Raw genomic sequence first — 26,671 nt, forward strand, 5'->3', positions numbered from 1 at the left:
CCCGCGGGCCGGCACTGCCACAAGGTATTCCACATGGCCCGTGACACCACCGACCAGACGCCCATCCAGTCCGTCGGAGAACTCGCCGACTATCTCGCCGGGGGCTGCAAACCCGAAAGCGCGTTTCGCATCGGCACGGAGCACGAAAAGTTCGCCTTCTTCAAGACGGACCACTCTCCCGTTCCGTATTTCGGCGAGGCCAGCATCTCGGCGCTGTTGACCGGCATGCAAAAGACGCTTGGCTGGGAACCCATCATGGACGGCGGGAAGATTATCGGGCTCGCCGGCGGCAGCGGTCAGGGCGCCATCTCGATCGAGCCGGGGGGGCAGTTCGAATTATCTGGCGCCGCCGTCGAGACGCTGCATGAGACGTGCAAGGAATCCAACCAGCATCTCGCCATGCTGCGGGAGATCGCCGAGCCGATGGGGATACGCTTCCTGGGCATCGGCGGCAGCCCGAAGTGGTCGCTGGCCGAAACGCCCCGGATGCCCAAATCGCGCTACGAAATCATGACGCGCTACATGCCGAAGGTCGGCAGCCACGGTCTCGACATGATGTACCGCACCTGCACGATCCAGGTGAATCTCGACTTTTCCTCGGAAGCGGACATGCGCAAGAAGATGCGCGTCGGCATGAAACTGCAGCCGATCGCGACGGCGCTCTTCGCGTCCTCGCCGTTCACCGAGGGCAGGCCGAACGGTTACAGATCCTGGCGCGGCGAAATCTGGCGCGACACCGACAATGCGCGCGCCGGCGTGCCGGCTTTCACGCTCAATGACGATTTTGGGTTCGCCGACTACGTCGAATGGGCGCTCGATGTGCCGATGTATTTCGTCGTCCGCGACGGGCGCTATCACGACTGTACCCACATCACTTTCCGCCAGTTCATGAACGGCGCGCTGAAGGGTGAGATCAAGGATTGGGAACCGACTCTCGGCGACTGGACCAACCACCTGTCGACACTGTTCCCGGACGTACGCCTCAAGCGCTTCCTCGAAATGCGCGGAGCGGATGGTGGACCCTGGCGGCGTATCTGCGCCCTGTCAGCGTTCTGGGTCGGTCTACTCTATGATCAGGATGCACTGGACGCCGCTGATGCGCTGACCGCATCTTGGTCGCATGCCGACGTGATCGCACTGCGGAACGCGGTACCGACAGGTGGCCTCGACGCGCCGCTTGCAGGAGGCACCGTTTACGACATCGCGCGAGAGACCGTGTCGATTTCGCGCGGGGGACTGAAGCGCCGCGGACGGCTCAATGGCGAGGGCCAGGACGAGAGTGTCTTCCTCGGGTCGCTGGACGAAATACTCGCCAAGCGCACGACGCTCGCGGACGATCTCCTGTCGCTCTACAAGGGCCGGTGGAACGGTTCGGTCGAACCCGTCTTCGACGAGTACCAGTACTGACGTCGACCGCTTATCGTCCGCAACCTGCCGATTTCACTGTGACTTTGCGCCACCGGCGGTAAAAAGCCGGTTTGCGGACGCACGTTTCCGGATATAGTGACGTATAGATGCTTCGCTCCATCCGAAAGAGGATCGCCGATGTTGCCGCTGTTCGACATGATGCTACAGGCTCAAAACGGCGCGGCCATGGAGGCGACTGCTAAGCAGTTCGGCTTGGCGCAGGAACAGGTGCTGAAGGCGATGGCAGCGTTGACGCCGGCCTTCTCATCGGGACTGAAGCGAAGTGCGACCAACCCTTACGATTTCTCCGCCCTGCTCGCCTCCATGGGCTCGGCAAACTACGCCAAGTATTTCGAGGATATGACGAAGGCGTTCACGCCGCAGGGCGTGGCAGACGGCAACACGGTGCTCCAGCATCTGTTCGGCTCGAAAGAGGTCTCGCGGGCGATAGCAGCCCAGGCGGCAAAGATGACGGGCATTGGCCAGGAGATTCTGAAGCAGATGATGCCGGCAATGGCAGATACCCTGATGGGCGGGCTGTTCAAGCAGGCCACAGGGCAATTGCCCGCGTCCAATCCTTTCGCCAACACGCCGATGGGGGCGATGATGGAGCAATGGCTGGAAAGCGCGGGTTTTGCGCCGAAAAAACCCGAACCGGCGGCCAATCCCTTCGATAACCCGTTCACCCAGGCATTCCAGCAGATGATGGGCATGGCGCCGACCGCGCAATCGAAGGCGGCGGCAAATCCGTTCATGGACAATCCGTTTGCCAAGGCATTTCAGGAGATGATCGGCTCCGCATCCGGTCAGGCCGCGAGCCCGAGTCCTGAAGCAAAGCACTCTGCTGACGGCGGTGCAACGGCTTTCCAGGACATGCTCAACTCGATGTTCGACAGCGGGCTTGAAGTACAGAAGAGCTACCAAAAAAGCATGGAGCAGATCTTCGACAGCTATTTGTCGGCCTCGACGTCCGCCCAGTCCACGACTTCGGAAGAAACGGACGGCCCGGAGCCAAAGAACTCCAAGCCGGCATGATCGGCATAACACTCTGAAACGAAGAAGGCCGCCTCGTCATCAACGAAGCGGCCTTTTTGTATCGGTCTTCACGAGGCCGGATCAGAATTCCTGCCAGTCCGCATCGCCGGCGGGCTTTTCGTTTTGCGCCGGCTTGCCGCCACCCAAACCCGCCGACAGCTTGTTGAGAAGCGAGCGGGCGGGCGAGGCTACCGGTCGCGCCTTGTCCGTGGCGGGGGCAACGCGCGGCGCGGCGCGGAACGCCGGGGCGGCAATGTTGGCGGGCGCCGGGGACGCGGCACTTTCGAAGCGGGTATTCGATGGACGCGACAAACCTGCCGTATCGCTGCCATCCACGGTAAACTGATCGATCAGCGCCGCCAACCCCTCGGCATCGCTGGCGAGGTGGCGCATGTCGGCATTCGTCTGCATCGCGGCCTGAGCGTTCTTCTGGGTGGAGTCCTCCATCCGCACGACCGCGCCGCTGATCTCCTTCAGACCGGCGGACTGCTGCCGTGCCGCACCGGCGATCGAATGGATGTGATCGTTGATTTCCACGACCTGTCCGGCGATCGTCGATAGCACCGACCCAGTCTCCTTCACGAGACCCACCCCGTTTGCCACCTCTTCGCCCGACTTGGTGATCAGCGCCTTAATATCCTTGGCGGCATTCGCGGAACGCTGGGCGAGTTCCCGCACCTCCTGGGCGACGACGGCGAAACCCTTGCCCGCCTCGCCGGCACGGGCGGCTTCGACACCGGCGTTGAGTGCCAGCAGGTTTGTCTGGAAGGCGATCTCATCGATGACGTTGATGATCTTCGAGATTTCCGACGAGGCATTCTCGATACGCTCCATGGCGCTGACGGCATCGCCGACGATATTGCCGGAGCGGTCCGAATTGCCACGCGCATCGGCGGCCAGCTTTGACGCGATTTCCGCGCGCTCCGACGAATGACGAATGGCTTCCATGATCTGGCGGATTGCCGAGGAGGTCTCGACCAGGGCGGCGGCCTGCTGCTCGGTGCGGCGCGACAGATCATCGGTGAGGCTGCCGACCTTGCCACTCTTGCCGTTGATTTCGGTCACGTTGGCTCTCACGGAGGCAACCGTCTGCGACAGTCGCTCGAGAGAAGCGTTGAAGTCGACCCGCAGACGATCGAGATTGGAGCCGAACGGCCGGTCGATCCGGGCCGTCAGGTCACCATTGGCGAGGCGTTGCAGCGCGTTTCCGAGAATCTCAATTGCTTCGCTGAGCTGCGCCTGCTCCGCGGCCTTTTCGGCTTCGCGGGCGCGGCGGTCAGCGTCGGTTGCGTTCCGGCGCTCGTCAGCCTCGCGCTCGAGCATCTGCTTGTCGAGGGCAGCCTGGCGGAAGACGGCAACGGAGCGAACCATGTCGCCGATTTCATCAGCACGCTCCTGCCCATCAAGCCGGATGTCCGTGTTGCCCCGTGCAAGTTCCGCCATCCCATCGACAAGTCTGGAGATCGGCGCCGTCAGGCGACGCGCATAGACAAGGGCAACGATGGAGCCGAGAACGATGAGAACGACACCAATGGCAATCGAGGCCATCGCGGATGTGTAAAGCTTTGCCGCGACCTCACGGGAATCGACCAGTGCGACAACCGCCCAGCGGCTGCCGGCAAATTCGAGTGGCGAGGATGCCGCGTAGCTGGTCATGTCGCGGTAGCCGGGAAGTTCGCCGAACGACTCTTGCCCGCTGAGCGCGGCAGTGACGAGCGGAGCATCCACCTTCACGGCAAGGGAATCGTTTCCGGGCGTATGAACGCTGTCGTTGATGACCTCGCCGCGCGTGCTGACCAGTATGGTTTCGCCACTTGTCCCAAGACCCTTGCTGTTTGCGTACAGCCGGTTGAAGCGGTCGTTCGGCAACTGATAGGCGAGGACACCGATCGGCCGACCGTTCTGGAGAATGGGAGAGGCCACGAACGACGCGGCGGCGCCGGCTGACGGCTCATAGGATTCGAACTCAGACATGGAAACGGTGCCGTCCTTGGACTGGATGGCGGTCTGAAATACCTTGGCCAGACCGCTTTCCTTGTAGGGTCCGGAGAGCAGGTTCGTTCCAAAATCCCTCTCTTTCATCACCGTGTAGACGATGACGCCTGCGGGATTGATGAGGAAGACGTCGTAATATCCCTGCGCCTGAAGATGCTTGAGGAAGCCTGGGTGATATTGCTTGTGAGCGCGGTCGTAGGCGTCCTTCTTCGCCGTATCGAGCTTGTATTTCTCGCCTTCCGGGTTCGGATTGCCGTCAATGTATCGCGCATGCAACTCCTTGGCCGGATCGTCACCGAGGAAATTCATGCCGCCGCTAAAGCCGAACAGCGCCTGCTGGGTGGTAAAGCTCGAAGACAGCGACGAAATGTCGAGGCGGACACCTTCCAGATAGCCACGCGCCTCGTTCCGGCGGCCGTCGGCCGTGGCTTCCAGTTTCTCATAGACCTGCTGCTGCAGCTGCCCGTATTCGAGATAGAGGCTCGCGACGGTAGATGCTCCGATGGAGACAAGGGCAAACATTGCCGCCGCAAAGGGAAGCTTGTTGGAAAGGCGCATGAGTAAGGCTCCGGCTCAGAAGGCGCACGAGTATGAATGGTTGAAACCAGCATCACGTGACGCGGTTAGAAATCCGTTACCACAGCGGCTTTTCCACAGCCGAAATCGGATCAATTTGTCCTAAATTGAAAGAAAAAAGCCCGATGAAAGGCGGCTTTCATCGGGCAAGGAGCAGGGTGCATTGGCACAACCCTGCGGGGATGGGTGCGGTGGATCAAACTGGAGGCAAGGCCCGCATCGCATGCGCCCGCGCCACGAGTGACAGGCGCCGCGTCGGGTCTTCGGAAAGAGGCGACGTACGAAGCACTCTTTCCACGTCCGAACGGGTGAGACCGATGTCGTTCAGCAGCGCGTCATCGAGGTCTGCGAGACGTGTGGCGGCATGGCGATTGACGAGCGCCCTGAACACATCGGCAAGGAGGGACCACAGACGATTGACGCCCAAGCCGCGCTGCGCAACCGGCCGTTCAATATCCAGTTCGAGTAGCCGTCCTGTCATGGTCATGGCGTTGGTCCTTCCTCGTCCAGGCACAAATAGGCGCTCTCTCCCACGTGGCGGGAAAGTTCACTGGCTGCCGGTGCCGGCCAATCCGGCATCTGCCCCTGCGCTCTCTGTGACGGTGGTGAGAATGAAGTATACCTATTGATCAGTCCAACGAATGTTTCTAATAGTTATCATCAGCCCTTCTGATGGGAGAAACCATGTCAGCGCCGCTCGATATCGACCAATTGCAGACCTTCATAGCGATCGTGGATACAGGCAGCTTCACGAAAGCGGCCGGTCGCGTTTTCAAGACACAGTCGGCCGTCTCCATGCAGATGCGGCGCCTGGAGGAGCGGATCGGCAAGCAGTTGTTCGTCAAGGACGGCCGAGGAAACCGCCTCTCTGCCGAGGGAGAGAAGCTCCTCAACTATGCGCGTCGCATCATAAGGCTGAACTCCGAGGCGCTGGCCGCTTTCGACGACAATCGACTGGAAGGGACGCTGCGGATCGGAACGCCCGACGATTACGCCGACCGATACATGCCGGAGATCATCGGGCGATTTGCGAAGACCCATCCGAATGTGGAGCTCTACATCGTGTGCGAGCCCTCGGTGGACCTCTCTGAAAAGATGTCCCGCGGCGAGCTCGATATCGCGCTTGTAACGCACAATCCGAGGCTGCGCCAATCCGACGTCGTGCGGACCGAACCGCTCTGCTGGGTTGCCTCCGCCAACCACCCGCTTCGCGACGACGCCCCAGTGCCGCTGGCTGTCGGCCGCCGCGATTGCAACTGGCGCCAGCTTGCCTGCTCGGCCCTGGATGCGGATGGTCGCGATTATCAGGTGCTGTTCACGAGTTGGTCGTCGACCGTCGTCGCCGCCGCCGTCCTTGCCGGCATGGCGGTGTCGGTCCTGCCAGAATCGGCCCTGCGAACCGGCATGAAGGTGCTGACGCAGTCGGATGGTTTCCCGCCGTTGCCACCGGTACAGATCGGCCTGATGAAACGACCCGGGCTTTCCAGCTCGTTGATGAATGCGATCACCGACCACATCACGGCCTGCCTCGACAACATCACCCCGGCCCAGGCGGTGGACGACGAGCTCGAAGGGGATATCAAGGGTCTGCCGCGCTACTATCCGCGCCTTCGCGCCGGACACATGATCCCCGGCTGGTAAGACAACGCGTCAGGTGGAAAACAGCGTTTTGCGAACGGATGCCTTGAACTCGTCAAGGATGCGGCGCGCCGTTGCGTCGTCCTCGATCATGGCCCGCCGGACTGCCGCTCCGGAAAGATAGACGAACAGCATCACGCGCGTTTCCAGATCGATCGCACTGCCCTGGGGCAGAAGCGGTCTGAACGCATCGCAGAGAATCTGCGTCAGGCGCTGCTGATGATTGACATTCAAGGTCTGCAGGTCCCGATCTGACATCGAAGACAACCAGACCGGCAGGTAGATGGGATCGCCTCGAAAAGAGTCATAGGCCGTGTCGATAGCCCAGGAAAGCTGTTCCTCCGCCGCAGCGAGACTGGTGATCTGCGAGAAAACGCGCCGCGTTCCTTCCTCAACCCGAGACGTGTAGAGATCGTGAAGGGCACGAATGACAGCAGCGCGCTCCGGAAAGAACTGATAGAGGGACCCGATCGGGATACCGGCGGCGGCGGCGATCTCGGTCATTTTCAACCCTTCGACGCCTTTTTCGGCAACGAGCTCGCGGGCTGCGGCGAGGATTGCCTCAAGCCGCTGAATGCTCCGCTCCTGCTGCGGTCTTTTCCTGAGCTGCAAACGCCCCCCGGCCTTGCCGCTCTTTCCCCCGCTCATCGCACTCCCCCACCGGAAAAGGCCCGATCGTGGACCTGATGGCACGTTATAAGGCAGGCGAATTCACACTTTTTGAACGATTCTACTCCGGTTTTCTTAAAATGCGAGCGGAAGCAGTTCTACCGGCTTCCGCTCGCATTGCACCGCCCTGTCAGGCCGCGAGATCCAGCACGATACGGCCGTCGATCTTGCCCTCTTCCATCCGGTGGAAGATGTCGTTGATGTTCTCGATCTTGTCCCAGGAGAAGTGAGACTTGACCTTCCCTTCACCGGCAAAGACCAGAGACTCCTCAAGATCCTGCCTTGTTCCGACGATCGAACCGCGCACCGTGATGCGCTTCAGCACCGTCTCAAAGACCGGCAGGGAGATGAAGCCGGGCGGCAGGCCGACCAGTGACATCGTACCCTTGGACCGCAGAAACCCGTAGGCCTGCTCCATCGCCTTTGGTGATACGGCGGTGACGAGCGCTCCATGAACGCCGCCGGTCGCCTTTTGCACTTGGTCGATTGCATCCGCGGCCTTGCCGTTGATGCACAGATCAGCCCCAAGATCCTTGGCGAGTTTCAGTTTGTCATCGAAGATATCGGCGGCAACGACATGCATGCCCATCGCCTTGGCATACTGGACGGCCATATGGCCGAGACCGCCGATGCCGGAGATGACAACCCATTCGCCCGGCCTGACCTCGGTTTCCTTCAGGCCCTTGTACACCGTGACGCCGGCGCAAAGCACCGGGGCAGCAGGACCGAACTCGAGATTATCAGGCAGCCGACCGACAAAATCGGGATCGGCCAGGCCATATTGCGCGAAGGTGCCGTTGACGGAATAGCCGGTATTCTGCTGGCTGCCGCAGAGCGTCTCCCAGCCGGTGCGGCATGGAGAGCAGCAACCGCAGGCCGTATGCAACCACGGAACGCCAACCCGGTCGCCCTCCTTGATGCGCGACACCCCGGCACCCAGTTTCGCGACATAACCAACACCCTCGTGTCCGGGGATGAACGGAGGATTTGGCTTCACCGGCCAGTCGCCGTTGGCGGCGTGCAGGTCGGTATGGCAGACGCCTGTTGCTTCGTACTTCACCAGAATCTGGCCGGGGCCCGGCTCCGGTATCGGCATTTCCTCGATCACCAGAGGTTTTCCGAATTCCCTGACGACTGCGGCTTTCATTGTCGATGCCATGTCTAGACTCCTTGACTGTCACGCTATCGGTGTTCCGCATCCGTCGATGCGGGCGTGACAGGAAGGTAGAGGGGCGAGACGCGCGGTCGCTTGATCAATATCAATGGCGACGAAGTTTCATGAAACGGTCACGAAAGGGCGACGCGGACGCCTCGCCCCTCGCCGTCGCTCAAGCCAGGTGTTTCTTCAGAAATTCCACGGTCCGGCTCCAGGCCAGATCGGCGGCGGCTTTGTCGTAGCGTGCGGCCGACGTGTCATTGTTGAAGGCGTGGTTTACGCCGTCATATATATGGAGTTCATACGTCTTGCCGTTCGCATCGAGCGCCGCCTTGTAGGCCTCGATGCCGGCATTGATGCGATCGTCGAGACCGGCATAGTGCAGCATCAGCGGCGCCTTGATCTGCGGCACCTGATCGGCCGGCACCTGTGAGCCATAATAGGCGACACCGGCTCCCAGTTCCGGAGAGGCGACTGCCATGCGGTTGACCATGCCGCCGCCCCAGCAGAAGCCGATCGCGCCCACCTTGCCGTTCACCTTCTCGTAGGCAGCCAGGAAGGCACGCGTCGCCTCGCCGTTCGCCACCGTCGCCGGCATGTCGAGCGTGCCGAACATCTCCCGCGCCTGATCCTCATTCTCAGGCGTGCCCCCGAGCGGGGAGAGAAAATCGGGTGCGAGCGCGACAAAACCCTCGAGCGCCATGCGGCGCGCGACATCCCGGATGTGGGGGTTGAGCCCCCGGTTCTCGTGGATGACGATGACAGCGGGCAATGTGGAAGCGGCATCCTTCGGTATCGCGAGATAGCCCTTCATCTCGCCGCCGGCGCCTGGATAGGTGATGTCCTCTGCAGCGAGGCGCGCGTCCGCCTCGTCTACGATTGCGGCGTTGGCCTTGTTGGCGGCCAGCATCGGCATGATCGCCGCCGCGGCAGCGCCGGAGCCCGCAAGCTTCGTAAGCTTCTCCATGAAGCCGCGCCGATCGAGTGTCAGGTGCGTGTACTCGTCATAGGCATCGATCATCGCCTGGGTGATACCCGGAGTCGTCATGTGTCTTCCTCCTGTCGCGGACCGGCTTCGATGCCGGCGGGAAGGAAGATAGGACAGGCGCCCCGCGCGCAAAGACACAAGCGCGTGAGATGTCAATGTTCAGGAGGTCGCCATCCAAAGGGCGAGCCAGCCCCACAAGCCGCCAAGCAGGATAAAACCGGCCATGAAAAGGGGAAATCGCACCGACACCCGGTTGCTGGTGACGTGCACGGCCGCATGGGCATAACGCGACGCCACGAACGCCCAGGCTGCGACAACCGACGGCAGGTTGTCCGCTTCGGTTATGTAGAGCAGGATGCAGCATACATAAAACAGAACGGGCAGTTCGAACTGGTTCGCGATGCAGTTCTTGACGACAAGGCTTTGTGGGGGATCATTTGCGCTCCAGCGAATGCCGTCGTCGTCCATCCGTCCCTCGCGCACCATGCTGCGGCGGCGAATACGAAGCAGACCGTAGAGTGCGTAGACAAGCAGAACCTGCGCCAGGATCGGCCAGAATATCTCGAAACCAGTCATCCAAATGTCTTTCAGTATGCATTTGGAAGGAGGGCGGCGACTGTGCCGCCCGAGCCTTCAAAGCCTCAAGCTGCGCCCGGATAGTTGGGGCTTTCGCGTGTGATGGTAACACCGTGCGGGTGGCTTTCGCGAAGACCTGCGCCGGAGATGCGCACAAAGGTCGCCTTCGACTGGAAATCCTTGATATCGACGCCGCCGACATACCCCATCGCCGCCTTCAGGCCGCCGGCGAGCTGATGCAGGACGGCCGCCACCGGACCCTTGTAAGGTACCTGGCCTTCGATACCCTCGGGCACCAGCTTCAGCGTGTCACGGACTTCAGCCTGAAAATAGCGGTCTGCCGAGCCGCGGGCCATCGCACCAACCGAACCCATGCCCCTATAAGCCTTGAACGAACGGCCCTGGTACAGATAGACCTCGCCCGGGCTTTCGTCGGTGCCAGCGAGCAGCGAACCCACCATGACGGCAGAGGCGCCCGCGGCGATCGCCTTGGCGACGTCGCCGGAGAACTTGATACCGCCGTCCGCAATGACCGGAATGCCATGCTTGTTGGCTTCCTCGACGGCAGCCATGACGGCCGCCAGCTGCGGCACGCCGACGCCGGCGACGACGCGGGTGGTGCAGATCGAACCAGGCCCGATGCCGACCTTGATGCAATCCGCTCCGGCGTCGATCAGGGCGCGAGTACCCTCGCCCGTCGCGACATTGCCGGCGATAATGCGTACCGAATTCGACATCTTCTTCGTGACTGCAACCGCATCCAGGACCTTCTGGGAGTGGCCATGGGCCGTGTCGACGACGATCACGTCGACACCCGCCTCGATCAGGCGTTCGGCGCGCTCGCGGCCATCATCGCCGGTCGAGATGGCGGCGGCGACACGCAGACGACCGTGCAGATCCTTGGCGGCATTCGGATTGAGCTGGGACTTTTCGATGTCCTTGACGGTGATGAGGCCGATGCAGCGCCCGTCATTGTCGACCACCAGCAATTTTTCGATGCGGTGAGAATGCAGAAGCCGCTTGGCCTCCTGCTGATCGACGTTCTCCCTGACGGTCACGAGGTTCTCCTTCGTCATCAACTCGTGGATCTTTTGGGAATGGTCCGAGGCGAAGCGGACGTCGCGGTTGGTGAGAATACCGACCAGGCGACCCGGGCGGCCACCGTTCTCGACGACGGGAATGCCGGAGATGCCGTGCGATTTCATCAGTGACAGCGCTTCCGCGAGCGTTGCCTCCGGATTGATGGTCACCGGGTTGACGACCATGCCGCTTTCGAACTTCTTGACCTGGCGGACCTCCTCGGCCTGCTCGACCGGGGTGAGATTACGGTGGATCACGCCCATGCCACCCGACTGCGCCATGGCAATCGCCAGGCGGCTTTCGGTCACCGTGTCCATAGCGGAGGAAAGAATCGGCAGGGAGAGGTCGATGTCCTTTGCGATCCGGGTCGCGATATTCGTCTGCCCCGGCATCACCTCGGAGTGCCCCGGCTGCAGGAGGACGTCGTCAAAAGTGAGCGCTTCCGCGCCGGTTGCCGACATTACGATGCGTGCCATTGCCAAAGTCCTTCGTTCGAATAGGCAGAGTCCACCGGAAAAGGACTGTCCTCACCGGGTCGCTTCTGCATGAAATGCTTGGAAGTTGGCGAGGGCTGTTAACACGTTCATGACAGGAAGGGAATAGCAAAACGTCTTGGACTTATTATCGCGACAGGCGAAGCGCGCCCGGGGAAAGAAATCCGGTAGAACGTTCAAATTTTAGCCTCTGTTTATACGAGGCTTGAAACTTCCCCGTCTATAACGGGCTCATGCGTTGCGGGGGGCAACCGGACGCATCAACAAAAGGGGCAAAAAATGACCGCATTGAACGAACGGGCGCGTGCGCTCGAAACCCAGTTCGCCCGCCAGCAGGAACTTCGCTTCAAGGCCGACGCGCGTGGCGCGGCTATGATCGGACGTTGGGCAGGCTATGTCATGGGCATCGATGACGTCGAGGCCTATGCCAGGTCGCTCGCGACCACTCAGATCGTCGAACCGCACCGGCTGCTCGACCGTATTCGCCAGGACTTCGCCAACGCGCGGGTTCCCGTGCAGGAGGCCGAGATCGCGAGCCGCATGCACCAGTACCTCGAACAGGCAGCAGACGAACTTTATTATCGCGTTTGACATGCAACATGGCCGCACGGACAACCCGCGCGGCCATCGTTATCCTATATGTCGAACTGGTAGCTGATAGGCACGAAGCGATAACCCGTATCGAGCTTTTCGGCATAGCCGACAGCTGGGAACGGCATGTGGTAGCCGAGGAACGGAATGCGATCCGAAGCGACCATATCGAAGACATTCTTGCGCGTCGCCGCAGCCGCCGCCTTATCCATGTCGAAGCGAACCTCCCATTCCGGCCGTTGCAGCGACAGAACGAAGTGATTGGCGGTGTCGGCCGTGAGAAGCAGCCGTCGACCGTCCGATTCGAGGTTGTAGATCATGTGGCCCGGCGAATGCCCGAACGCCGCCATGCCGGTGATGCCCGATACCACTTCGCCACCATCGCCGATGAACGTCATCTTGTCGGCGAGCGGCTTGACCTTTGCGAGCACGGTCTTGTGGCCGCCCTCGGCAGCCGTTCCCTCTCGAGCCGGATCGACCCAGAAATCATACTCCGCCTGACCGGTAACGTAGCGTGCGTTCGGGAAAGCGGGCTCGCTGCCCTCCATCAGGCCACCGATGTGGTCGCCATGCATGTGGGTAATGACCAAGACGGTCACGTCCTCGCGGGTGTAGCCTGCGGCCATCAGACCTTCGATCAGACGACCCATGCCGTTGGCGCGGCCACCCTCACCAAGTCCGGTGTCGAACAGGATCACGTCAGATCCGGTGTTCACAAGAACGGGCGAGAAGCTGTTGACGAAATTATCTGCCGGAAGAAAGTTCTGTTCGAGAAGCGCAGCGACGGTATCGGCCGACTGGTTCGTTCCGAAAGTCTCCTGAGGTGCGCCCGAGGCTCGAGACCCATCCTTGATCACGACGACTTCAAAGCTACCCAATTTCAACCGGTGGGTATCCGGCGGCATGATCTTGTCGATGTCAGCGGCCTTGGAGGGATCCTGAGCCACTTGTTGCTGGGCGAAGGCCGCGCGGTTCATCAGCATCGGCGTTGCGAGAACCATACCAGCGCCGCCAAGCAAACCTCTTCTTTTCAGCGAAATCATCTCATCCTCCAAAATCTCTAGAAAGGCGCCTCTCGGTGTGCGCGAGGCTAAAACTAGATGGCATGGCTTCCGCGGAAAGCGGGGCTCACGCACACGTGATCCGGAACGGTGGAGACGGGCCAATAGTGGAGACCGTCAACCGTCAAGCATGTCGGCTAGGAACGCGGCTTCCGCGGTGGCGGTCTCGCTACGGTCCAAGGCCATCATGCCTGACGTTTCGACCTCCAGGATCCATCTCGCGACTTCAGCGAGCACATGGACGCTTTCGGGTTCCGGCTCCCCGGGCGCGTTGATAGGCATAACGTCCATGTCGTCTCCGATGTTACAGATCGTCAGGACGCTTCGGTACGAACCGCAAACGTCGCCTGACGAACCACGGCAGGGTTCTACCCACTCCTCCACGGGCGTGTACCTATTGCGGCACGATGAAAGCGGCCAAACGAAAGCAATGCGAGGTCGGTTCCTGCGGAATTCGATAAACTCTCCGTGACCGGGAGGCGGCGGGGCCTCGTGGGGAATGGCCCCGCGATGGATTGGCACGACCGAAGACACACGGTAAAAGAACCCGCCTTCCCTCACGCGACCGTCGGCTCATGAACCGAATCGTCCCGCTCATCCTCGCCGTCGCCCTCTTCATGGAGCAGATGGATTCGACCGTGATCGCGACGGCCCTTCCGGCGATTGCGGCGGATCTAGGCGTCGGGCCGATCACGCTGAAACTCGCGCTGACAGCCTACATGGTGGCGCTCGCGATCTTCATTCCGATCTCAGGCTGGATCGCCGACCGCTACGGCGCCAAGCGTGTGTTCCGGCTCGCCATCGTCGTCTTCGTGCTTGGATCGATCCTCTGCGCGATGGCGGATTCGCTGGCGTTCTTTGTCGGTGCCCGTTTCCTCCAGGGGATGGGCGGCGCGATGATGACGCCGGTCGGGCGCCTCGTCCTGCTCAGGACAACGAAACGCAGTGACCTCGTCTCCGCCATGGCGTTGCTGACGATTCCGGGACTCGTCGGACCGCTGACGGGACCGCCGATCGGCGGCTTCATCACCACCTATTTCTCATGGCACTGGATCTTCCTGATCAATGTGCCGATCGGCGCGATCGGCATCTGGGCAGCGACCGTATTCCTGCCCGAGGTGCCGTCGACGAACCCGCCGCCAATCGACAGGCTGGGTTTCGTCTACTCGGCGCTGGCGGCGTCAGGCGTGGTGTTCGGCCTTTCCGTTGTCAGCCTTCCGGCGCTTCCCCCGGCGCTCGGTATCGGCACCACATTGATCGGACTGATCGCGGCGGCGCTCTATGTCAGCCATGCGCGTCGCCATCCGGCCCCTCTTATAGACCTGAGCCTTTTTTCAAAACCCGCATTTCGCGCCTCGGTGACGGCCGGGTCGGTCTTTCGGATCGCCGCCGGCGCGATACCGTTTCTGATGCCGCTGATGCTGCAGCTCGGCTTCGGCATGACGCCATTCGAATCCGGCATGATCACCTTCGTCGGCGCCATCGGCGCGATCACGACGAAAACGGTTGCGCGCAAGGTGTTCGCCGCGGCAGGCTTTCGCACGGTCCTGATCACCGCAGCCGTGACAAGTGCCACGACCACCGCCGCCAATGCGTTCTTTCACCCGGGCACATCAATCGCGCTGATCATGGGCGTGCTTCTGGTGGCAGGCTTCTGCCGTTCCTTCTTCTTCACCGGCATCAATGCACTTGCCTATGCGGAGATCGATGACAGGGAAGCGAGCCAGGCGACTGCCACCAGCTCGGTACTGCAGCAGATCAGCCTTGCGCTCGGTGTCGCTGCAGCGGCGGCCATCCTGGAGGCGAGCACGCATCTGAAGGGCACCGCTCTGTCGCTTGCGGATTTCCATACCGCTTTCGGCGTGGTCGCGGTCCTGTCGCTAACGGCCGTCCTGCCCTTCCTGGCCCTGCCACCGGAAACGGGCGCCAATGTCTCGGGCCACCGGAAGGCGGTGGCCACGGACGATGTTCCGGCAAAATAGCGGAAGAGGTTATTCCGGCTTCTCGCAGACGGCCGAGAGCTTGTTGCCGTCCGGGTCACGCACATAACAGGCGTAGAAATGGGCGTGGTATGGCCGCAGACCGGGGGCGCCTTCGTCCGTGCCGCCATGGGCAAGCGCCTCCCGATGGAAAGCATCGACGGCAGCGCGATCGGGCGCATCGAGCGCCAGCATGGTACCGTTGCCGAAAGTGGCGGCATTGCCGTCGAACGGCTCCGTTATCCAGAGCCTGCAACGGGTGTCGTCGACGCGGGCATAACCTACTTCCACCGGTTCGGTCCGCAACCTGTCATAACCGAGTGTTGCCATTACTGGATCATAGAACCGGATAGCGCGGGCGAGATCGTTCGTTCCAAGCGTCAGATAGAGAAGCATGGTCCGACATCCTCAGCTGGCATCGTCGTCATCGACTTGTTCTTCGGCCCTGCGGCCCTTGAACCCCTTGGCAAGCAGGAACATTTCGACCGATTCCGCCCGCGACGAGGCAGGCTTCACATGGATAACCTGGCGGAAATTCTGCTTCAGCATGTTGAGCAGGTCGCGTTCGGTTCCGCCCTGGAACGTCTTCGCCAGGAAGTGTCCGCCTTCCGCCAGCACCTCGACGGCGAAATGGGCGGCGACCTCGCAGAGGTGCATGGTGCGCAGATGGTCGGTTTTCTGGTGCCCGGTCGTCGGCGCCGCCATATCGGAGATGACGAGGTTCGGCGCGCCGCCAATCGCTTCCATCAGCTTCTCCGGCGCCGTCGGATCGAGGAAGTCGAGCTGCAGGATCTTCACGCCCGGCAAAGGCGCCATTTCCAGGAAGTCGATCGCGGCGACGCGGATATCCTCCTCCGTCGAACCGGTGACCTTGGCGGCGATCTGCGACCAACTGCCGGGTGCGGCGCCGAGGTCTATGATGCGCCTGGCGCCTTTGAGGATCTGGTGCTTTTCATCGATCTCCAGCAGCTTGAAAGCCGCGCGGGCGCGATAACCTTCCAGCTTGGCGCGTTGCACATAAGGATCGTTGATATGGCGCTCGATCCAACGGCGGGACGACGCCTTGAGCTTGCCCTTCTTGACCTTCTGGCCGAGCTTGCGGCCGATCGGCGGCTTCGTCATGCGTGTTCCCTCTCGCGCGGCGGGCGACGGCCGCGACCCCGACGCCAGACGCCGTCATCGGCCATCATGTCGGTCAAAAGACCCTCGCGAAGACCGCGATCTGCAACCCGCATTCGCCCCGCCGGCCAGCGGCGACGGATCGCCTCTAGAATAGCGCAGCCTGCCAGCACCAGATCGGCTCGATCTGGGCCGATGCAGGGATTGGCCGCGCGCTCGGAATATCCCCACGACAGCAGCTTGGCCTGCATTGCGGACACCTCCGCGTCGCTCAGCCACAGGCCATCTACGCGCCGACGATCGTAGCGCGGCAGGTCAAGATGGACGCCGGCAAGCGTCGTCACCGTTCCGGATGTGCCGATCAGATGGAAATCATGACCTTCCTGGAGCGGCGGGCATTCAAACCGCCCGAGCATGATCTCGACCTCGTTGATCATCGCCTCGAAGACATCGGGCGTCACGTCGCGGCCGCCATGGCGCTCGGACAATGTCACGACACCCACGGGCAGCGAGGTCCAGTGGGTAATGTGGTTGGCAAGTCGGCTGGAGCGATTTTCGCCAATGCGGATAACGGCGATTTCGGAGGACCCTCCACCGATATCGAACAGAACCACGGAACGGGCTTCGCGACCCACAAGAGACGAGCAGCCCGATACGGCAAGCCGCGCCTCGGTCTCGCGATTGATGATCTCCAGCTTCAAACCGGTTTCGGTGGTCACGCGGGAGAGAAAGTCCTCGCCGTTTGCGGCCGCCCGGCAAGCCTCTGTCGCGATCAATCGCATGCGGCGGATATCGCGCCCGGCGAGCTTGACCGAGCAGACCTTCAATGCCTCGACGGCGCGGTCCATCGCCTCTTCCGAGAGCCTTCCGCTCGCAGCCAGTCCCTCGCCGAGACGGACGATCCGGGAGAAGGCATCAACAACGCGGAAGCTGCCCGGCCGGGTTGGCTGGGCGATCAGCAGGCGGCAATTGTTGGTGCCGAGATCGAGCGCGGCGTAGAGGTCAACCGGACCGCTGTGAGACGCGGGAACGCGCGGCGCGTGGTGTCCGGATTCTCGTGCTACGTCACGCGCCTGCATCGGCGGCGCAACAGGACGAATCGCCTCGACGACGGTAGCGACTGCGGCGACCTGTTGCGGCGTATGGTGACGGCGATTGCGGTTGCGTCGCCGTCTCTTGCCGGACTTTCCGGCCTTGCCGGGTTCGGAGACAGCACCGGCGGCGTTGGCTGAGTGATTTTCCCGCGCCTGCACAGGCCGCGTCTGCGGCTCGGCGGCATGACCACCACCACGACGGCGACGCTTTCGCTTGCGAGAGGGCTGTCCGCCCGTCATATCGGAACGTTCGGCATGGCCTGGGGGCAAAGCAGCCCCGGCTTCCACGGAGCCGGATGTCACGGACGCTGGCCGTGATCCTTTCCTCTTGCTCCTGCCGCGCCGGGTGGTTTTGCCATCCCTGCGCGATTGCGCCGACGCCCCCTCGGGTTGCGGCTTGTTGCCGCCTTCGGGGTCAGTCACTGTACTATTCCTCCGTGCCGCGCAAAGCCGAGAAAAGCATGCTGCAGGCACGATTTGTTTTACGTTGCCACGATCATACCAGCGACCAACCGCTTCGCCAACCGGTTTTTCCCACGCGACATTGCCTCATGACCGGCACCACTGCCCTGATACAGGCAGCGCCAGGCCTCTATTTTTTTCCGAAACCCTATTTGCAAGCCGCGGCGATTTGTTTATAAGCCCGCCACACCGACGCGGTGCGGACACGATCCGCCGCCTGTTGGGGAATAGTTCAATGGTAGAACGGCGGACTCTGACTCCGTTAATCTTGGTTCGAATCCAGGTTCCCCAGCCAATTCCCTCAAAAAACCATGATTCCTACGTTTTTCCGTCGTGCCTGATCCCGTTTTGGCGTCATCGGCGACCTGTTGCCCGGGGCCGGGATCAATGAGATCGAATCTTGGGTCAGCGCCCCGATGACCGGTCGCGCACAGCCGGGGGCGCTGGATCCGACGTCAAGGGGCCATCAGAATGGCTGCCCCACCCATGTGGCTCTCCGGGAAAAGATCCCACAGACTGATCAATCGGACACCCTGACCCATTGGTTGCGGCTGACCATTCGGCAGTTTTCGCTTCCGCCGAGAACGGCGGAGGCTTCGATCGGAAGAACGATATGGACGGTCGCCACGTGTTCGATCTCCGTCTCGCTCTTCAGCGTGAGCCGCCAGGTCATCTTGCTGCCTGCGCCCTGCCCTGCCGGAATTTGCCCGAAAAGGTTCGAAAATATCTCCGCTTGCCATGCATCCTCCCCGGCAGCGCGCCAGTCGATCTGGCTCAGGCCTTCAGCGGCAAGCTTGCGGGACATTTCAAGCTGGTCGGGATGGAACGGCGCCTCGAAATCCAGTCGCCGCGGCGCCAGCCATTCGGCCGGCAGCGCGCCGGCTGATTTCGGGAAGACCTGCTGCATCAGCGGCGGGCATCCTTCCAGCCGTGTATCGCCAAGCCGCACCTGCCAGAGGCCAGATTGCGGCTCGACGCCAGGGAAAAGGTCGATCGGCGGCTTTCCGGGCGGAAGCTCTTCCGGCTGGCGATTGTTTTCCGGCAGATCAACCGGCAAGCCAGGCGGCAGGCAGTGGCTTGGACCCGAATAGAGGAAGCCATCGCTTGTAGCACCGAAACCGGCCAGAACTCCGGGTAGTTCCGTTCGCGCTATCCATGTGCCCTGACGGGCCCTGGCGTCGACAACAAGGATTACGTCTGGCCCCGGCGCCTCACCAAAGAAGCTCTCCATGTCGCGTGTCACGTCCCGTTCAGGGGAGATAAACTCCGCCCGTCCGTTTGCGTCAATGGAAATGACAGGCGTGTTGCAATCCGCAGCATAGGAAACCGAGGCAGTTGCCAGAAGGAAAAAAGTTGTCGCAACAATTTGGTGGCGCATGTTTCATATGCCTCTGATAATCGAAATGGCGCGGTCGAATTCGGCAGGCGCAAGAGTTCTGGAACCGGATGATGCGGATGCGCCGACCTTCAGGCTCTTGCGAATGAGGTCCAGCTCTTCCGTCGAGATGTAGGGTGTGAACTCGCAGAGCATCTGCCCCTGCCCGGCCTCAATGCAATTGTCACCGCCCGGCTGATTGAGACCGATGAGCTTGACATTGCCGGCGGGATCGCGATCCCAGAACCAGGTCGAGATCCGGCCATCAGGGAGCAAACGCCCGACTTCGACCGACCAGAGCGCCGGCAGCTTGCCAGAAAGAACGGGATTGGGGTGGGAAAAGTCGCAATCCTCGTCGCCGCAGCGGCGCAGGACCTGACCCGTGGTCAGCGTGAACTGAAGCGTTTGCAGGACACGAGCAAGCTGTTCATCTCCCCTGTCCGGATCGGCACACAACTGTCCGACCCGTGTCAGGAGACAGCCACGCTCGCCGAGCGGCCACTCCTTCGGATTGAGCCAGATCGAGTGAGCCGAGCCGGCCTGCTCGGCAAACTCGGCGCGCGGCCGTCCTGCATCGGATGCAACATCGGCAACCCAGTTCTCTGGGAGGTGGAAGAACAGGCCCGTGGCCACATCGCGCATGTCGCAATTTTCCACCGTTCGATCACCGGGCAGACAGCGATGAGGATAATCGGTCCAGGCCTTGCCCTCTTCCTTGCCATTTTCGCAACTGTCCGGTCCGTGACCCTGACCATCATCGCAACCCTGCGCCGCGCCCGGAGTCGGGTCCTGCATGGCACCAAGTAATGCGTCCATGATGGCTTTTTGATCAATCTCTCCATTCGGCCCGACATTTTGTACCGCCCCCAAAAGCGCACCGATCATCGCTTTGGTCTGCGGCTCCTGCCCGGCAAGGCCCTGCTGAACGCCTGCTGCGAAATCCGGCAGAGAACCTGTTTCAGCCTGTGCCGTATTCTCGTCGGCAGGTGGAATGATGAAATCCTTTGGCTGCCCAGTGACGACTTCAATGACCGCACGGAATTCCTTGTTAGCCGTCCCTACTTCCGAGGCGGTGACCTCCCATTGCCCCGGTGTCAGCTCGGTGTTGAAAACAGTCTCCGGTTCAAACGTCCATGCAGCATCACCCGCAGGATTGTTTCCAGCCGGTACGACTGACCATTCGCGCGGAATTTGAGAATATTCCGAAGGCACGCGGAACGAGACGGGCGTCAAGCCATCTGTAAAGCCAGGCTGTCCACCTTGCTTTTGTGTCGCCTGCTGCTGCTCCCATTTCAACGTCGCCTTGACGAGTTGATAGGCCGCGAGCACCTGCGGATCATCGCTCTGGAACATGCAGAACTGGCCGAGAGCGCCCACATTTTCGCATGGGCCGTTCATGGCAACCCACTGGCGTGGGCCAAGGACCAGCGAATCATCTGTGCCATTTCTGAAGAAATTGACGTGCGGCGGCAGTTTTTCTCCAACCGACTGCGCCCCAGCAGTATACGGATCGGTCGAGGGATAATCCGTCCACCAGCCAGCTGGCAGCATGAAGGACAGCCCGGTTGCAGCGTCGCCGATCTGGCAGGGCGACGGACCGTCGCAGGAATAGGCAACATCTTCGCCCAAACCGTTGGTTGCGCCGGGGCCAGCGTCCGCCTTTTGTCTCGGCAGATTACCTGCCGATCCCGTCGCACCCGGCGTTATGACGTCCAACGGGATACGCGCCTTCTCCCTGCGCTCACCAGACGAATCGTAACCCTTGTAGACCAGATCGTAGGTGCCTGGTTCGGCCGGCGCAGTCAGAGGCTGGCCAGCAGCAAGTTCGCTGAGTGTTCGGCCCCAGTCGATCTGGTTTTCGCCTTGCCAGATCTCGATTCCGTCGCTGCGCAACTGACTGCCGCTGGTTTCAATCACGATCGGGGCGCCCGGTGCTACGACAGATGGAGCCTTGAGCGTTACGACAGGGTCCGTCTCGACAAGGATTTCCATTTCGTCCAGCTTGTCGCCGCCCCAGGTTTCCAGTCTGAGAAGATAGGAACCAGGCGCGGCAAGCTCGATTGCAGCGTCCTTGGCGCCTTCGGTTCCTTCAACCGTACTATAGGTGATCGCAGTTTCCGGACTGGCGTTCCCGATCGGGTAGAGCCTCAAGGCCAGCGCTGCGCCGCCCGTCTCGCTTCCAGCTTCAATAACGCCGAGCTCAATCTGCGCAACGCCGACCGTATACGGTCCCCGATTGACCATGCCGGCCTTGCCGTGCTCAATTGCCGCCTCCTCGATAGGGCGCACAAAAAGGATAGCATCCGTCTTGAAACCGGAAACCCAGCCGTCTTCCGGCGGCAATTCCGCCCAATCCATTTCCGACGAATAGCTGAAAAGACGGCAGCGAGGTTCTTCGACGAAGTAACTTCCGGGCGGCTCGAACATCCAGGCTGCAGTTGCCGCATCGGCTTCCGCCAAAGCGCGGCAATCTTCGGCTGTACCGTCACGGGGGAAATCGGGCTGCTGCGGGGTTGCAACTTCAGGCCCGATCGACTGCCCTGTCGGCTGAAGTTGAATTCTGGGCATGAGTGGGCGGCCCGGGAAATGGGTCGTGTCTCGCGGCGGAGCCATGGTGATCGCTTCGCTCAGTGCATCGCTGAGCTCGCCGGCATTTGCCGCTTCAATGTACCGCCCTCCTGTGTTTTCTGCGAGGCAAGCTACCTGGGCGCCCTCTTCCTTTGACAGCCCGAAACCGACCACATGGGCGGTGAAATTGACGCCTGCCGCCTCCAGTTCCGAAGCCAGCGCACAAGGGTCCGCCTCGCAGGTTTCCAATCCGTCAGTCACAAGCACGACGGTTGCACTTTCCTCACCATAGCGCAGAGCCTCGGCGGCCTGCCGCACGGCAGCCGAGAGAGGCGTTTTGCCGAGAAAGCGCATGGCATTGACCGCACCGACGACCGTTTGACCAGTGTTTTTCCCCGGCGGCACGAGGAGCTCGATATCTCCGCAATTGCCCTTGGAGCGGTGACCATAAGCGATCAGCCCGAGTTCCTGCTCCGCCGGCAGACGGGTCACCACGTCGGCCACAGCCTCGCGGGCGATTTCGAGTTTCGGCCGACCGTCGATCTGCCCCCACATGGAGCCTGATCCATCCATGACGATGATCGTGCGTGGTGATTCCTCGGCGTGCCCCGTCGGGATCGGTGCAAGCAGCACGCCGGCAAGGAGACCGGCGATTTTCAGCAAAGCGTTTTTCATGAATTCGTCCCTCTCAAGCCGATACCGCAACCGGGCGGACAGGTGTTTTCCGACCCGATGCCCAAGCCGCGGCCTTGCTGCCGATGTCTCTGAACTTGCCGGAAAGTTCCTGGAGGCGTGTCCGCCATTCCGGATCCGGCATCTGTCCCTCGGTCGTTTTGAAGAAAACCTGCAGCATGCAGGTGATGGCGAGCGGCTCGAGCAGCGCCGCCTTGAACGCCCAGGCGAAAAGGATGGCAAAAACGAAGCCGCCTGCGCTCAGCGCGCCGGGCATGAGATAGACAAGCGCCGCCGCAGGGGCGAGCGCCAGCAGGAACACGACGAACGAAAGCCCGTAGATCATGATCGCCAGCCAGGCCGCATTGCGGAACATGACCTTGTAATTCTGGCCATAGAGGACGAGTGCCTCCTCCGCCGAGGCCCAGGGATTGGTGGCTCGAGTTCGCAGGGCATGGGCGAGGATGACTTCGTCAGTGAAGCCGACAGCAACCTTCAGAAAGTTGCGCAGCATACCCGCCGCTGTTTCAAGGCCGGGGATAGGCAGGATAGATGCAATCCCCTCGATCAGGCCGGTGATGGCCGAAATCACCCCCTTGACGAGCTGGTCGACGCCGAACAGCACGCTCGCCTCGGCAAAACGCTCGCGCACCATCCGGCCGCCATAGGCCACCTGCGCTTCGCCGTCGGGAAACGGCCGTCCGTCGATAAGTTCAACGAGAACCGCGATGTGCCCGGCCTTGACGATGTAGAGGATATATTCCCGAAGCAGATAGAGCGCAGCCGCGACAAGACCGAAGCCTGTCACGCCGCCGATGACCGTGCTGGTGGCCAGAAAGTCGGCGTCACCGAAGTGGCCGACGCCATAGCCCATCGCCGCGCCCGTGCCGGTGGCGATGACATAGGCGCAGGCGATGCCGAAATAGACGGCCATGCGAAAAAGAAGGAAAGGAGCGGTGCGGGCCATGAGCGCCAGAGCACCTGAAAGGCTGAAATTCCACATGAAGGAGCATCCTTGACGGTCAAGTAGCGGCATTCCCGGGCGAGGGAGTGCCTGCTGCGTGGAGATTAGGATTGGGCAATGTCAGGGTCTTGGGCTGGGCGGCACCGAGTTACGGGGCCGATGGCACAGACAAGGTCGCCTGCCGGAAAGGCGTTACGGCTTCCGAGGCCGCACATCCCTCGGCGTCATGCCATAGGTCTGCCGGAAGCGGGTATTGAACCAGGAGAGGTCGCCGAAGCCGGCCTCCAGGGCGATCTGGGCGATGTTGAGGTGCTGGAAGGACGGATCGGCCAGCATGCGATAGGCCAGCGCGAGGCGGCGGCCCGCCACATAGTCGCGAAAGGACGTGCCCTCGCGCTCGAACAGGGATCGGACATAGCGAGATGAAAGGCCAAGCAGCTTACCCACACCATCGGCGCTGAGTCCGGGTGAAACGAGGCTGCGCTCGATCTCGGCCTTCACCTGTTTCAACCGGGCGGCCCTGATACCTCGCCCCGCGGCGATCTCGGCAGCTTCGCGCGTCGCTCCTAGCGCCATCAGCGCTAGATCCTGGACGTGCGTCACGCATTGCGCCGCCTCTTCCGGGGCGAGAGCGGGCAGTTCGGCATGGAGCGTGCGTGCATAGTTCAGGAACAACCGCCATTGGGGCGTCATCGGGCTCGCGCGCTTCAGCATCGCCTCCAGTCCCGCCGCCGCCGGGCCGAGATGGGCACGCGGAATGGACACATAGATCCCCTCCATGTACTCCCCGCCAAAACGCACAGTTCCCGGGACATCGCCCGGATCGGCATAGACAACGCCGGGACGCAGAACCTCCTCGAGACCACCTGTCTGAGTAATGGAGCCACCACCGGCGAGCGGGATATGGAACATGACGTCGTCGCTGCAATCGGCGGCATGCATCCGGCTACGGATCGCCGTGGACGCGGAATGACGCCCATGACCCACAATCACTCCAGGCAGGACGGCTATGGACGTTTCCGAATGGAAGTCCTGCCGATCGTCCGGAATGAAGTCCACCTTGGTCATGTTGGCGACGACATTGCGAAACTCCTCGACCCGCTGCGCGCGGCTGAAATCTCTCGACTTGATCGACAGTATCGTCATGTAGCTACCCTTCCGCAAACCGTGACAGCTGCAGTCCTAGTAACAATCGCCTTTTGGCGCATACACCAAATAGGGTATCAAACGACTATCTTCGCAGTCCAGGCATTGGGATATCAAAGTGCAGGCAAATGGAAGCGGTTCCGACGGCGCGAACGGATCGACGGCGGGCGAAATAGATCCGGACGTCGACCTGGACATCATATCCAATACCTATCGGGCGATCATCGATCAGGAAGCGTTCGACGCGATGATTGCGAGCTGGCAGACGAAGCTCCGGCGCATCCCCGATGATGAGAATGGGTCGCGGCGCCTGTCCCCGGCGCTTCTTGCCCAGCTCGCCCTTGCACGTAACACCCTCGAAAGCCTTGACCTGCCGACGGAGAATGATCCTCTCGTCCGCGCCGTTCAGGAGGTTCCCGGCCCGGCTCTGGTCCTTTCACCCGAGGGGCGAGTTGCTGTCACGAATACCGAGGCGGCGTCGGCATTGGGTGCGCGACAGGGCAGCTTCCTTGACGCCGACAGGATCGACCCGCGCTCCCTCGAAACGTATCGGACCCTGATGCGCGCCGCCAACAAGCGTGCCAACCGCTCCCAGGCAATCCTGCGCCTTATGCCATTGCAAGGTAATCATACCATCCTCGCGGAAGCCTGGTTATTGTCCCGCGACGGGCACAACGCCGATTTCGTGGTCATCCGCTCCCTTGAGATCGAATGGACGGAACGCGCCTCCGACATGCTCGGACAGGCGTTCGGCCTCTCCGTGGCAGAAATCGACATCGCCCGACTTTTCTTCAAGGTCCGCGATGTCGCCGAGATCGCGGCAAAGCGGGGCGTCTCGCTGCTGACGGTAAGGACACAGTTGAAGAGCATCATGGCGAAGACGGAAGCGCCTTCGCAGGTGGACCTGATGCGCCTTCTGGCGATGACGGCGGGGCGCGCAATCCAGGACCGCCAGGGCAAAACGGATTCCTGGCGCGATCCCCTCGGACGCGAGGAAATCCTGACTTTGCCCGGCGGACGCGCGATCGCCTGGACGTGGCTCGGTCATCCCGATGGGCGACCCGTCATTCTCTGTCGCGGACTGCCGATGTGTTACCTTCTTCCACCCGACATCGAGGACCAACTCACGGAGGCGGGTGTGAAGCTCTTGGCGCTTTCGCGTCCGGGGTTTGGCAACTCCAGTCAGCATGCCGAGTTGTCACCGCTTGAGGACAATCTCGCCGCGCTGCGTGGCTTCCTCGACAAGGTGGTCGGTGAACCTTGTGTCGGCATCGGTTTGAGCAACGGACTGGTGCCCCTCCTCGCCGAAGCGCAAACACACCCCGATCGCTTCCGGTCCCTTATCGCGATCGGCTACACAGGGGTCCTGGACCGCAGCGGAATACGCCGTCTGCAACCCACCCAGCAAGCCATGATGCGTCTGGCGGGGATGATGCCGTGGCTTGTGGATCTCATGGCCAAACAGGCTCACCGCATGATCCAGACCTATGGTGTCGACTGGTATATCGAGCGTGCCTACCGCACCCGTCCTCTCGATTACTCGACCTGTGCCGATGCCAACCTCACACCGTTCATCCGCAACGCTTGCGCGCACCTGCTCGCCCAGGGACACTCCACTTTCGTCCGCGAGCTTATCCTGGCGCGTTCCGACATCGACGATGCGGTCGAGGCGCTGAAGATACCCCTGACCTGGCTTGCGCCAACGGAGGATGGCGTCTTTGACGAGGCTGGCTTTCGGCAGATCGAGAACCGAAACAAGCGCATCAGAATGCAGCCTCTTCGCGACGCAGGCGAACTCGCGCTCTATCAGCAGACGTCCCGGATCGTCGACCTGATTATCCGGGAAGCGCATGGGATGCCAGCGGCACGATGAGAAAGCCTCTGGAGATCGGTCGGCGGGTCGAAGCGCGAATTGGCATCCTCCGCCGCGTTGGACGTTGGTTTGACATAAAAACTGCGCCTCGGCGTAACCATCCTTGTTTTGCGAGCGTATTAGGCAAAGACTTCGATTGAATTGTTGGCGCCT

22 protein-coding genes and 1 tRNA gene are annotated in these 26,671 nt (G+C 61.5%); 7 read left to right on the plus strand and 16 right to left on the minus strand.

Annotation, left to right across the window (positions count from 1 at the left end; translation table 11 throughout):
- Positions 1–33 precede the first annotated feature (33 nt).
- Together J5J10_RS14345 and J5J10_RS14350 are read left to right on the plus strand one after the other, a co-directional pair.
- Entirely contained in the window at positions 34–1,407 is a 1,374-nt protein-coding gene (locus tag J5J10_RS14345; protein ID WP_211930394.1) for a glutamate--cysteine ligase, read from the plus strand.
- A 138-nt stretch (positions 1,408–1,545) separates the two neighbouring features.
- Positions 1,546–2,442, plus strand: a complete 897-nt coding sequence (locus J5J10_RS14350) for a DUF937 domain-containing protein (RefSeq protein ID WP_211930395.1) — start codon at positions 1,546–1,548, stop codon at positions 2,440–2,442.
- An 81-nt stretch (positions 2,443–2,523) separates the two neighbouring features.
- Here the strand turns inward: J5J10_RS14350 and J5J10_RS14355 are convergent, their stop codons facing one another.
- Both J5J10_RS14355 and J5J10_RS14360 read right to left on the minus strand, forming a co-directional pair.
- Positions 2,524–4,995 (minus strand): methyl-accepting chemotaxis protein, encoded by a 2,472-nt coding sequence (locus J5J10_RS14355; protein ID WP_208548478.1) that lies wholly within the window; start codon positions 4,993–4,995, stop codon positions 2,524–2,526.
- Positions 4,996–5,209: 214 nt separating this feature from the next.
- Positions 5,210–5,500, minus strand: a complete 291-nt coding sequence (locus J5J10_RS14360) for a DUF1127 domain-containing protein (protein WP_208548477.1) — start codon at positions 5,498–5,500, stop codon at positions 5,210–5,212.
- Positions 5,501–5,697: 197 nt separating this feature from the next.
- Between J5J10_RS14360 and J5J10_RS14365 the strand changes: the two genes are divergently transcribed.
- Positions 5,698–6,654, plus strand: coding sequence for a LysR substrate-binding domain-containing protein (locus tag J5J10_RS14365; RefSeq protein ID WP_208548476.1), 957 nt, complete (start codon positions 5,698–5,700; stop codon positions 6,652–6,654).
- A gap of 9 nt (positions 6,655–6,663) precedes the next feature.
- Here the strand turns inward: J5J10_RS14365 and J5J10_RS14370 are convergent, their stop codons facing one another.
- From J5J10_RS14370 to guaB, 5 genes are all read right to left on the minus strand, one after another.
- Positions 6,664–7,299, minus strand: a complete 636-nt coding sequence (locus J5J10_RS14370; RefSeq protein ID WP_211930396.1) for a TetR family transcriptional regulator — start codon at positions 7,297–7,299, stop codon at positions 6,664–6,666.
- A gap of 151 nt (positions 7,300–7,450) precedes the next feature.
- A complete protein-coding gene (gene adhP, locus J5J10_RS14375) occupies positions 7,451–8,479 on the minus strand; it encodes an alcohol dehydrogenase AdhP (RefSeq protein WP_211930397.1) in 1,029 nt (342 codons plus the stop codon).
- A gap of 169 nt (positions 8,480–8,648) precedes the next feature.
- Positions 8,649–9,524: a dienelactone hydrolase family protein gene (locus J5J10_RS14380; RefSeq protein ID WP_211930398.1), complete on the minus strand. Its 876-nt coding sequence runs from the start codon at positions 9,522–9,524 to the stop codon at positions 8,649–8,651.
- A gap of 99 nt (positions 9,525–9,623) precedes the next feature.
- Positions 9,624–10,040 carry an MAPEG family protein gene (locus J5J10_RS14385; RefSeq protein ID WP_208548472.1) on the minus strand — a complete coding sequence of 139 codons (417 nt, stop codon included), beginning with the start codon at positions 10,038–10,040 and terminating at the stop codon, positions 9,624–9,626.
- A 65-nt stretch (positions 10,041–10,105) separates the two neighbouring features.
- A complete protein-coding gene (gene guaB, locus J5J10_RS14390) occupies positions 10,106–11,596 on the minus strand; it encodes an IMP dehydrogenase (protein WP_208548471.1) in 1,491 nt (496 codons plus the stop codon).
- Positions 11,597–11,893: 297 nt separating this feature from the next.
- Between guaB and J5J10_RS14395 the strand changes: the two genes are divergently transcribed.
- A complete protein-coding gene (locus tag J5J10_RS14395) occupies positions 11,894–12,205 on the plus strand; it encodes an ATPase inhibitor subunit zeta (protein ID WP_211930399.1) in 312 nt (103 codons plus the stop codon).
- Positions 12,206–12,249: 44 nt separating this feature from the next.
- On the opposite strand, the gene J5J10_RS14400 is transcribed toward J5J10_RS14395, so the two are convergent.
- Both J5J10_RS14400 and J5J10_RS14405 read right to left on the minus strand, forming a co-directional pair.
- Positions 12,250–13,248, minus strand: coding sequence for an MBL fold metallo-hydrolase (locus J5J10_RS14400; protein WP_211930400.1), 999 nt, complete (start codon positions 13,246–13,248; stop codon positions 12,250–12,252).
- A gap of 135 nt (positions 13,249–13,383) precedes the next feature.
- Entirely contained in the window at positions 13,384–13,557 is a 174-nt protein-coding gene (locus tag J5J10_RS14405) for a hypothetical protein (RefSeq protein ID WP_208548468.1), read from the minus strand.
- Positions 13,558–13,841: 284 nt separating this feature from the next.
- Here J5J10_RS14405 and J5J10_RS14410 point away from each other — a divergent pair, with 284 nt between their 5' ends.
- Positions 13,842–15,248, plus strand: a complete 1,407-nt coding sequence (locus tag J5J10_RS14410; RefSeq protein ID WP_211930401.1) for a DHA2 family efflux MFS transporter permease subunit — start codon at positions 13,842–13,844, stop codon at positions 15,246–15,248.
- A 9-nt stretch (positions 15,249–15,257) separates the two neighbouring features.
- Here the strand turns inward: J5J10_RS14410 and J5J10_RS14415 are convergent, their stop codons facing one another.
- The 3 genes from J5J10_RS14415 to J5J10_RS14425 are packed head-to-tail and all read right to left on the minus strand — an operon-like array spanning position 15,258 to position 17,881.
- Positions 15,258–15,641 carry a VOC family protein gene (locus J5J10_RS14415; RefSeq protein ID WP_211930402.1) on the minus strand — a complete coding sequence of 128 codons (384 nt, stop codon included), beginning with the start codon at positions 15,639–15,641 and terminating at the stop codon, positions 15,258–15,260.
- A gap of 12 nt (positions 15,642–15,653) precedes the next feature.
- Positions 15,654–16,367 carry an RlmE family RNA methyltransferase gene (locus J5J10_RS14420; protein ID WP_211930403.1) on the minus strand — a complete coding sequence of 238 codons (714 nt, stop codon included), beginning with the start codon at positions 16,365–16,367 and terminating at the stop codon, positions 15,654–15,656.
- Complete coding sequence (locus J5J10_RS14425) at positions 16,364–17,881, minus strand: Ppx/GppA phosphatase family protein (RefSeq protein WP_211930404.1); 1,518 nt, start codon at positions 17,879–17,881, stop codon at positions 16,364–16,366. Before J5J10_RS14425 ends, J5J10_RS14420 begins: the two co-directional genes overlap by 4 nt.
- A 260-nt stretch (positions 17,882–18,141) precedes the next feature.
- Between J5J10_RS14425 and J5J10_RS14430 the strand changes: the two genes are divergently transcribed.
- Positions 18,142–18,215, plus strand: a tRNA-Gln gene (locus J5J10_RS14430).
- A 225-nt stretch (positions 18,216–18,440) separates the two neighbouring features.
- Here the strand turns inward: J5J10_RS14430 and J5J10_RS14435 are convergent.
- The 4 genes from J5J10_RS14435 to J5J10_RS14450 form a co-directional block, all read right to left on the minus strand.
- Complete coding sequence (locus J5J10_RS14435; protein WP_211930405.1) at positions 18,441–19,298, minus strand: hypothetical protein; 858 nt, start codon at positions 19,296–19,298, stop codon at positions 18,441–18,443.
- A 3-nt stretch (positions 19,299–19,301) separates the two neighbouring features.
- Entirely contained in the window at positions 19,302–22,538 is a 3,237-nt protein-coding gene (locus tag J5J10_RS14440) for a VWA domain-containing protein (protein WP_211930406.1), read from the minus strand.
- A gap of 13 nt (positions 22,539–22,551) precedes the next feature.
- A complete protein-coding gene (locus J5J10_RS14445) occupies positions 22,552–23,538 on the minus strand; it encodes a hypothetical protein (RefSeq protein WP_211930407.1) in 987 nt (328 codons plus the stop codon).
- Between the two features lie 153 nt (positions 23,539–23,691).
- On the minus strand, positions 23,692–24,645 hold the full coding sequence (locus tag J5J10_RS14450) for an AraC family transcriptional regulator (RefSeq protein WP_211930408.1): 954 nt from the start codon (positions 24,643–24,645) through the stop codon (positions 23,692–23,694).
- 118 nt (positions 24,646–24,763) lie between these two features.
- On the opposite strand from J5J10_RS14450, the gene J5J10_RS14455 reads away from it, so the two are divergent.
- The gene (locus J5J10_RS14455; protein WP_211930409.1) at positions 24,764–26,518 is read left to right on the plus strand and encodes an alpha/beta fold hydrolase; all 1,755 of its coding nucleotides are present in this window, start codon (positions 24,764–24,766) and stop codon (positions 26,516–26,518) included.
- Positions 26,519–26,671 lie beyond the last annotated feature (153 nt).

The organism is Ciceribacter sp. L1K23, assembly GCF_018122705.1.
GTDB lineage: Bacteria > Pseudomonadota > Alphaproteobacteria > Rhizobiales > Rhizobiaceae > Allorhizobium.

What these genes read in the sequence shown, in the direction of transcription:
- guaB (WP_208548471.1), bottom strand. Translation starts at nt 11,596, where the DNA reads ATGGCACGCATCGTAATGTCGGCAACCGGCGCGGAAGCGCTCACTTTT.
- J5J10_RS14410 (WP_211930401.1), top strand. Translation starts at nt 13,842, where the DNA reads ATGAACCGAATCGTCCCGCTCATCCTCGCCGTCGCCCTCTTCATGGAG.
- J5J10_RS14350 (WP_211930395.1), top strand. Translation starts at nt 1,546, where the DNA reads ATGTTGCCGCTGTTCGACATGATGCTACAGGCTCAAAACGGCGCGGCC.
- J5J10_RS14380 (WP_211930398.1), bottom strand. Translation starts at nt 9,524, where the DNA reads ATGACGACTCCGGGTATCACCCAGGCGATGATCGATGCCTATGACGAG.
- J5J10_RS14415 (WP_211930402.1), bottom strand. Translation starts at nt 15,641, where the DNA reads ATGCTTCTCTATCTGACGCTTGGAACGAACGATCTCGCCCGCGCTATC.
- J5J10_RS14365 (WP_208548476.1), top strand. Translation starts at nt 5,698, where the DNA reads ATGTCAGCGCCGCTCGATATCGACCAATTGCAGACCTTCATAGCGATC.
- J5J10_RS14435 (WP_211930405.1), bottom strand. Translation starts at nt 19,298, where the DNA reads ATGCGCCACCAAATTGTTGCGACAACTTTTTTCCTTCTGGCAACTGCC.
- J5J10_RS14345 (WP_211930394.1), top strand. Translation starts at nt 34, where the DNA reads ATGGCCCGTGACACCACCGACCAGACGCCCATCCAGTCCGTCGGAGAA.
- J5J10_RS14440 (WP_211930406.1), bottom strand. Translation starts at nt 22,538, where the DNA reads ATGAAAAACGCTTTGCTGAAAATCGCCGGTCTCCTTGCCGGCGTGCTG.
- J5J10_RS14445 (WP_211930407.1), bottom strand. Translation starts at nt 23,538, where the DNA reads ATGTGGAATTTCAGCCTTTCAGGTGCTCTGGCGCTCATGGCCCGCACC.
- J5J10_RS14360 (WP_208548477.1), bottom strand. Translation starts at nt 5,500, where the DNA reads ATGACCATGACAGGACGGCTACTCGAACTGGATATTGAACGGCCGGTT.
- J5J10_RS14420 (WP_211930403.1), bottom strand. Translation starts at nt 16,367, where the DNA reads ATGACGAAGCCGCCGATCGGCCGCAAGCTCGGCCAGAAGGTCAAGAAG.
- J5J10_RS14400 (WP_211930400.1), bottom strand. Translation starts at nt 13,248, where the DNA reads ATGATTTCGCTGAAAAGAAGAGGTTTGCTTGGCGGCGCTGGTATGGTT.
- J5J10_RS14395 (WP_211930399.1), top strand. Translation starts at nt 11,894, where the DNA reads ATGACCGCATTGAACGAACGGGCGCGTGCGCTCGAAACCCAGTTCGCC.
- J5J10_RS14385 (WP_208548472.1), bottom strand. Translation starts at nt 10,040, where the DNA reads ATGACTGGTTTCGAGATATTCTGGCCGATCCTGGCGCAGGTTCTGCTT.
- adhP (WP_211930397.1), bottom strand. Translation starts at nt 8,479, where the DNA reads ATGGCATCGACAATGAAAGCCGCAGTCGTCAGGGAATTCGGAAAACCT.
- J5J10_RS14355 (WP_208548478.1), bottom strand. Translation starts at nt 4,995, where the DNA reads ATGCGCCTTTCCAACAAGCTTCCCTTTGCGGCGGCAATGTTTGCCCTT.
- J5J10_RS14405 (WP_208548468.1), bottom strand. Translation starts at nt 13,557, where the DNA reads ATGGACGTTATGCCTATCAACGCGCCCGGGGAGCCGGAACCCGAAAGC.
- J5J10_RS14370 (WP_211930396.1), bottom strand. Translation starts at nt 7,299, where the DNA reads ATGAGCGGGGGAAAGAGCGGCAAGGCCGGGGGGCGTTTGCAGCTCAGG.
- J5J10_RS14450 (WP_211930408.1), bottom strand. Translation starts at nt 24,645, where the DNA reads ATGACGATACTGTCGATCAAGTCGAGAGATTTCAGCCGCGCGCAGCGG.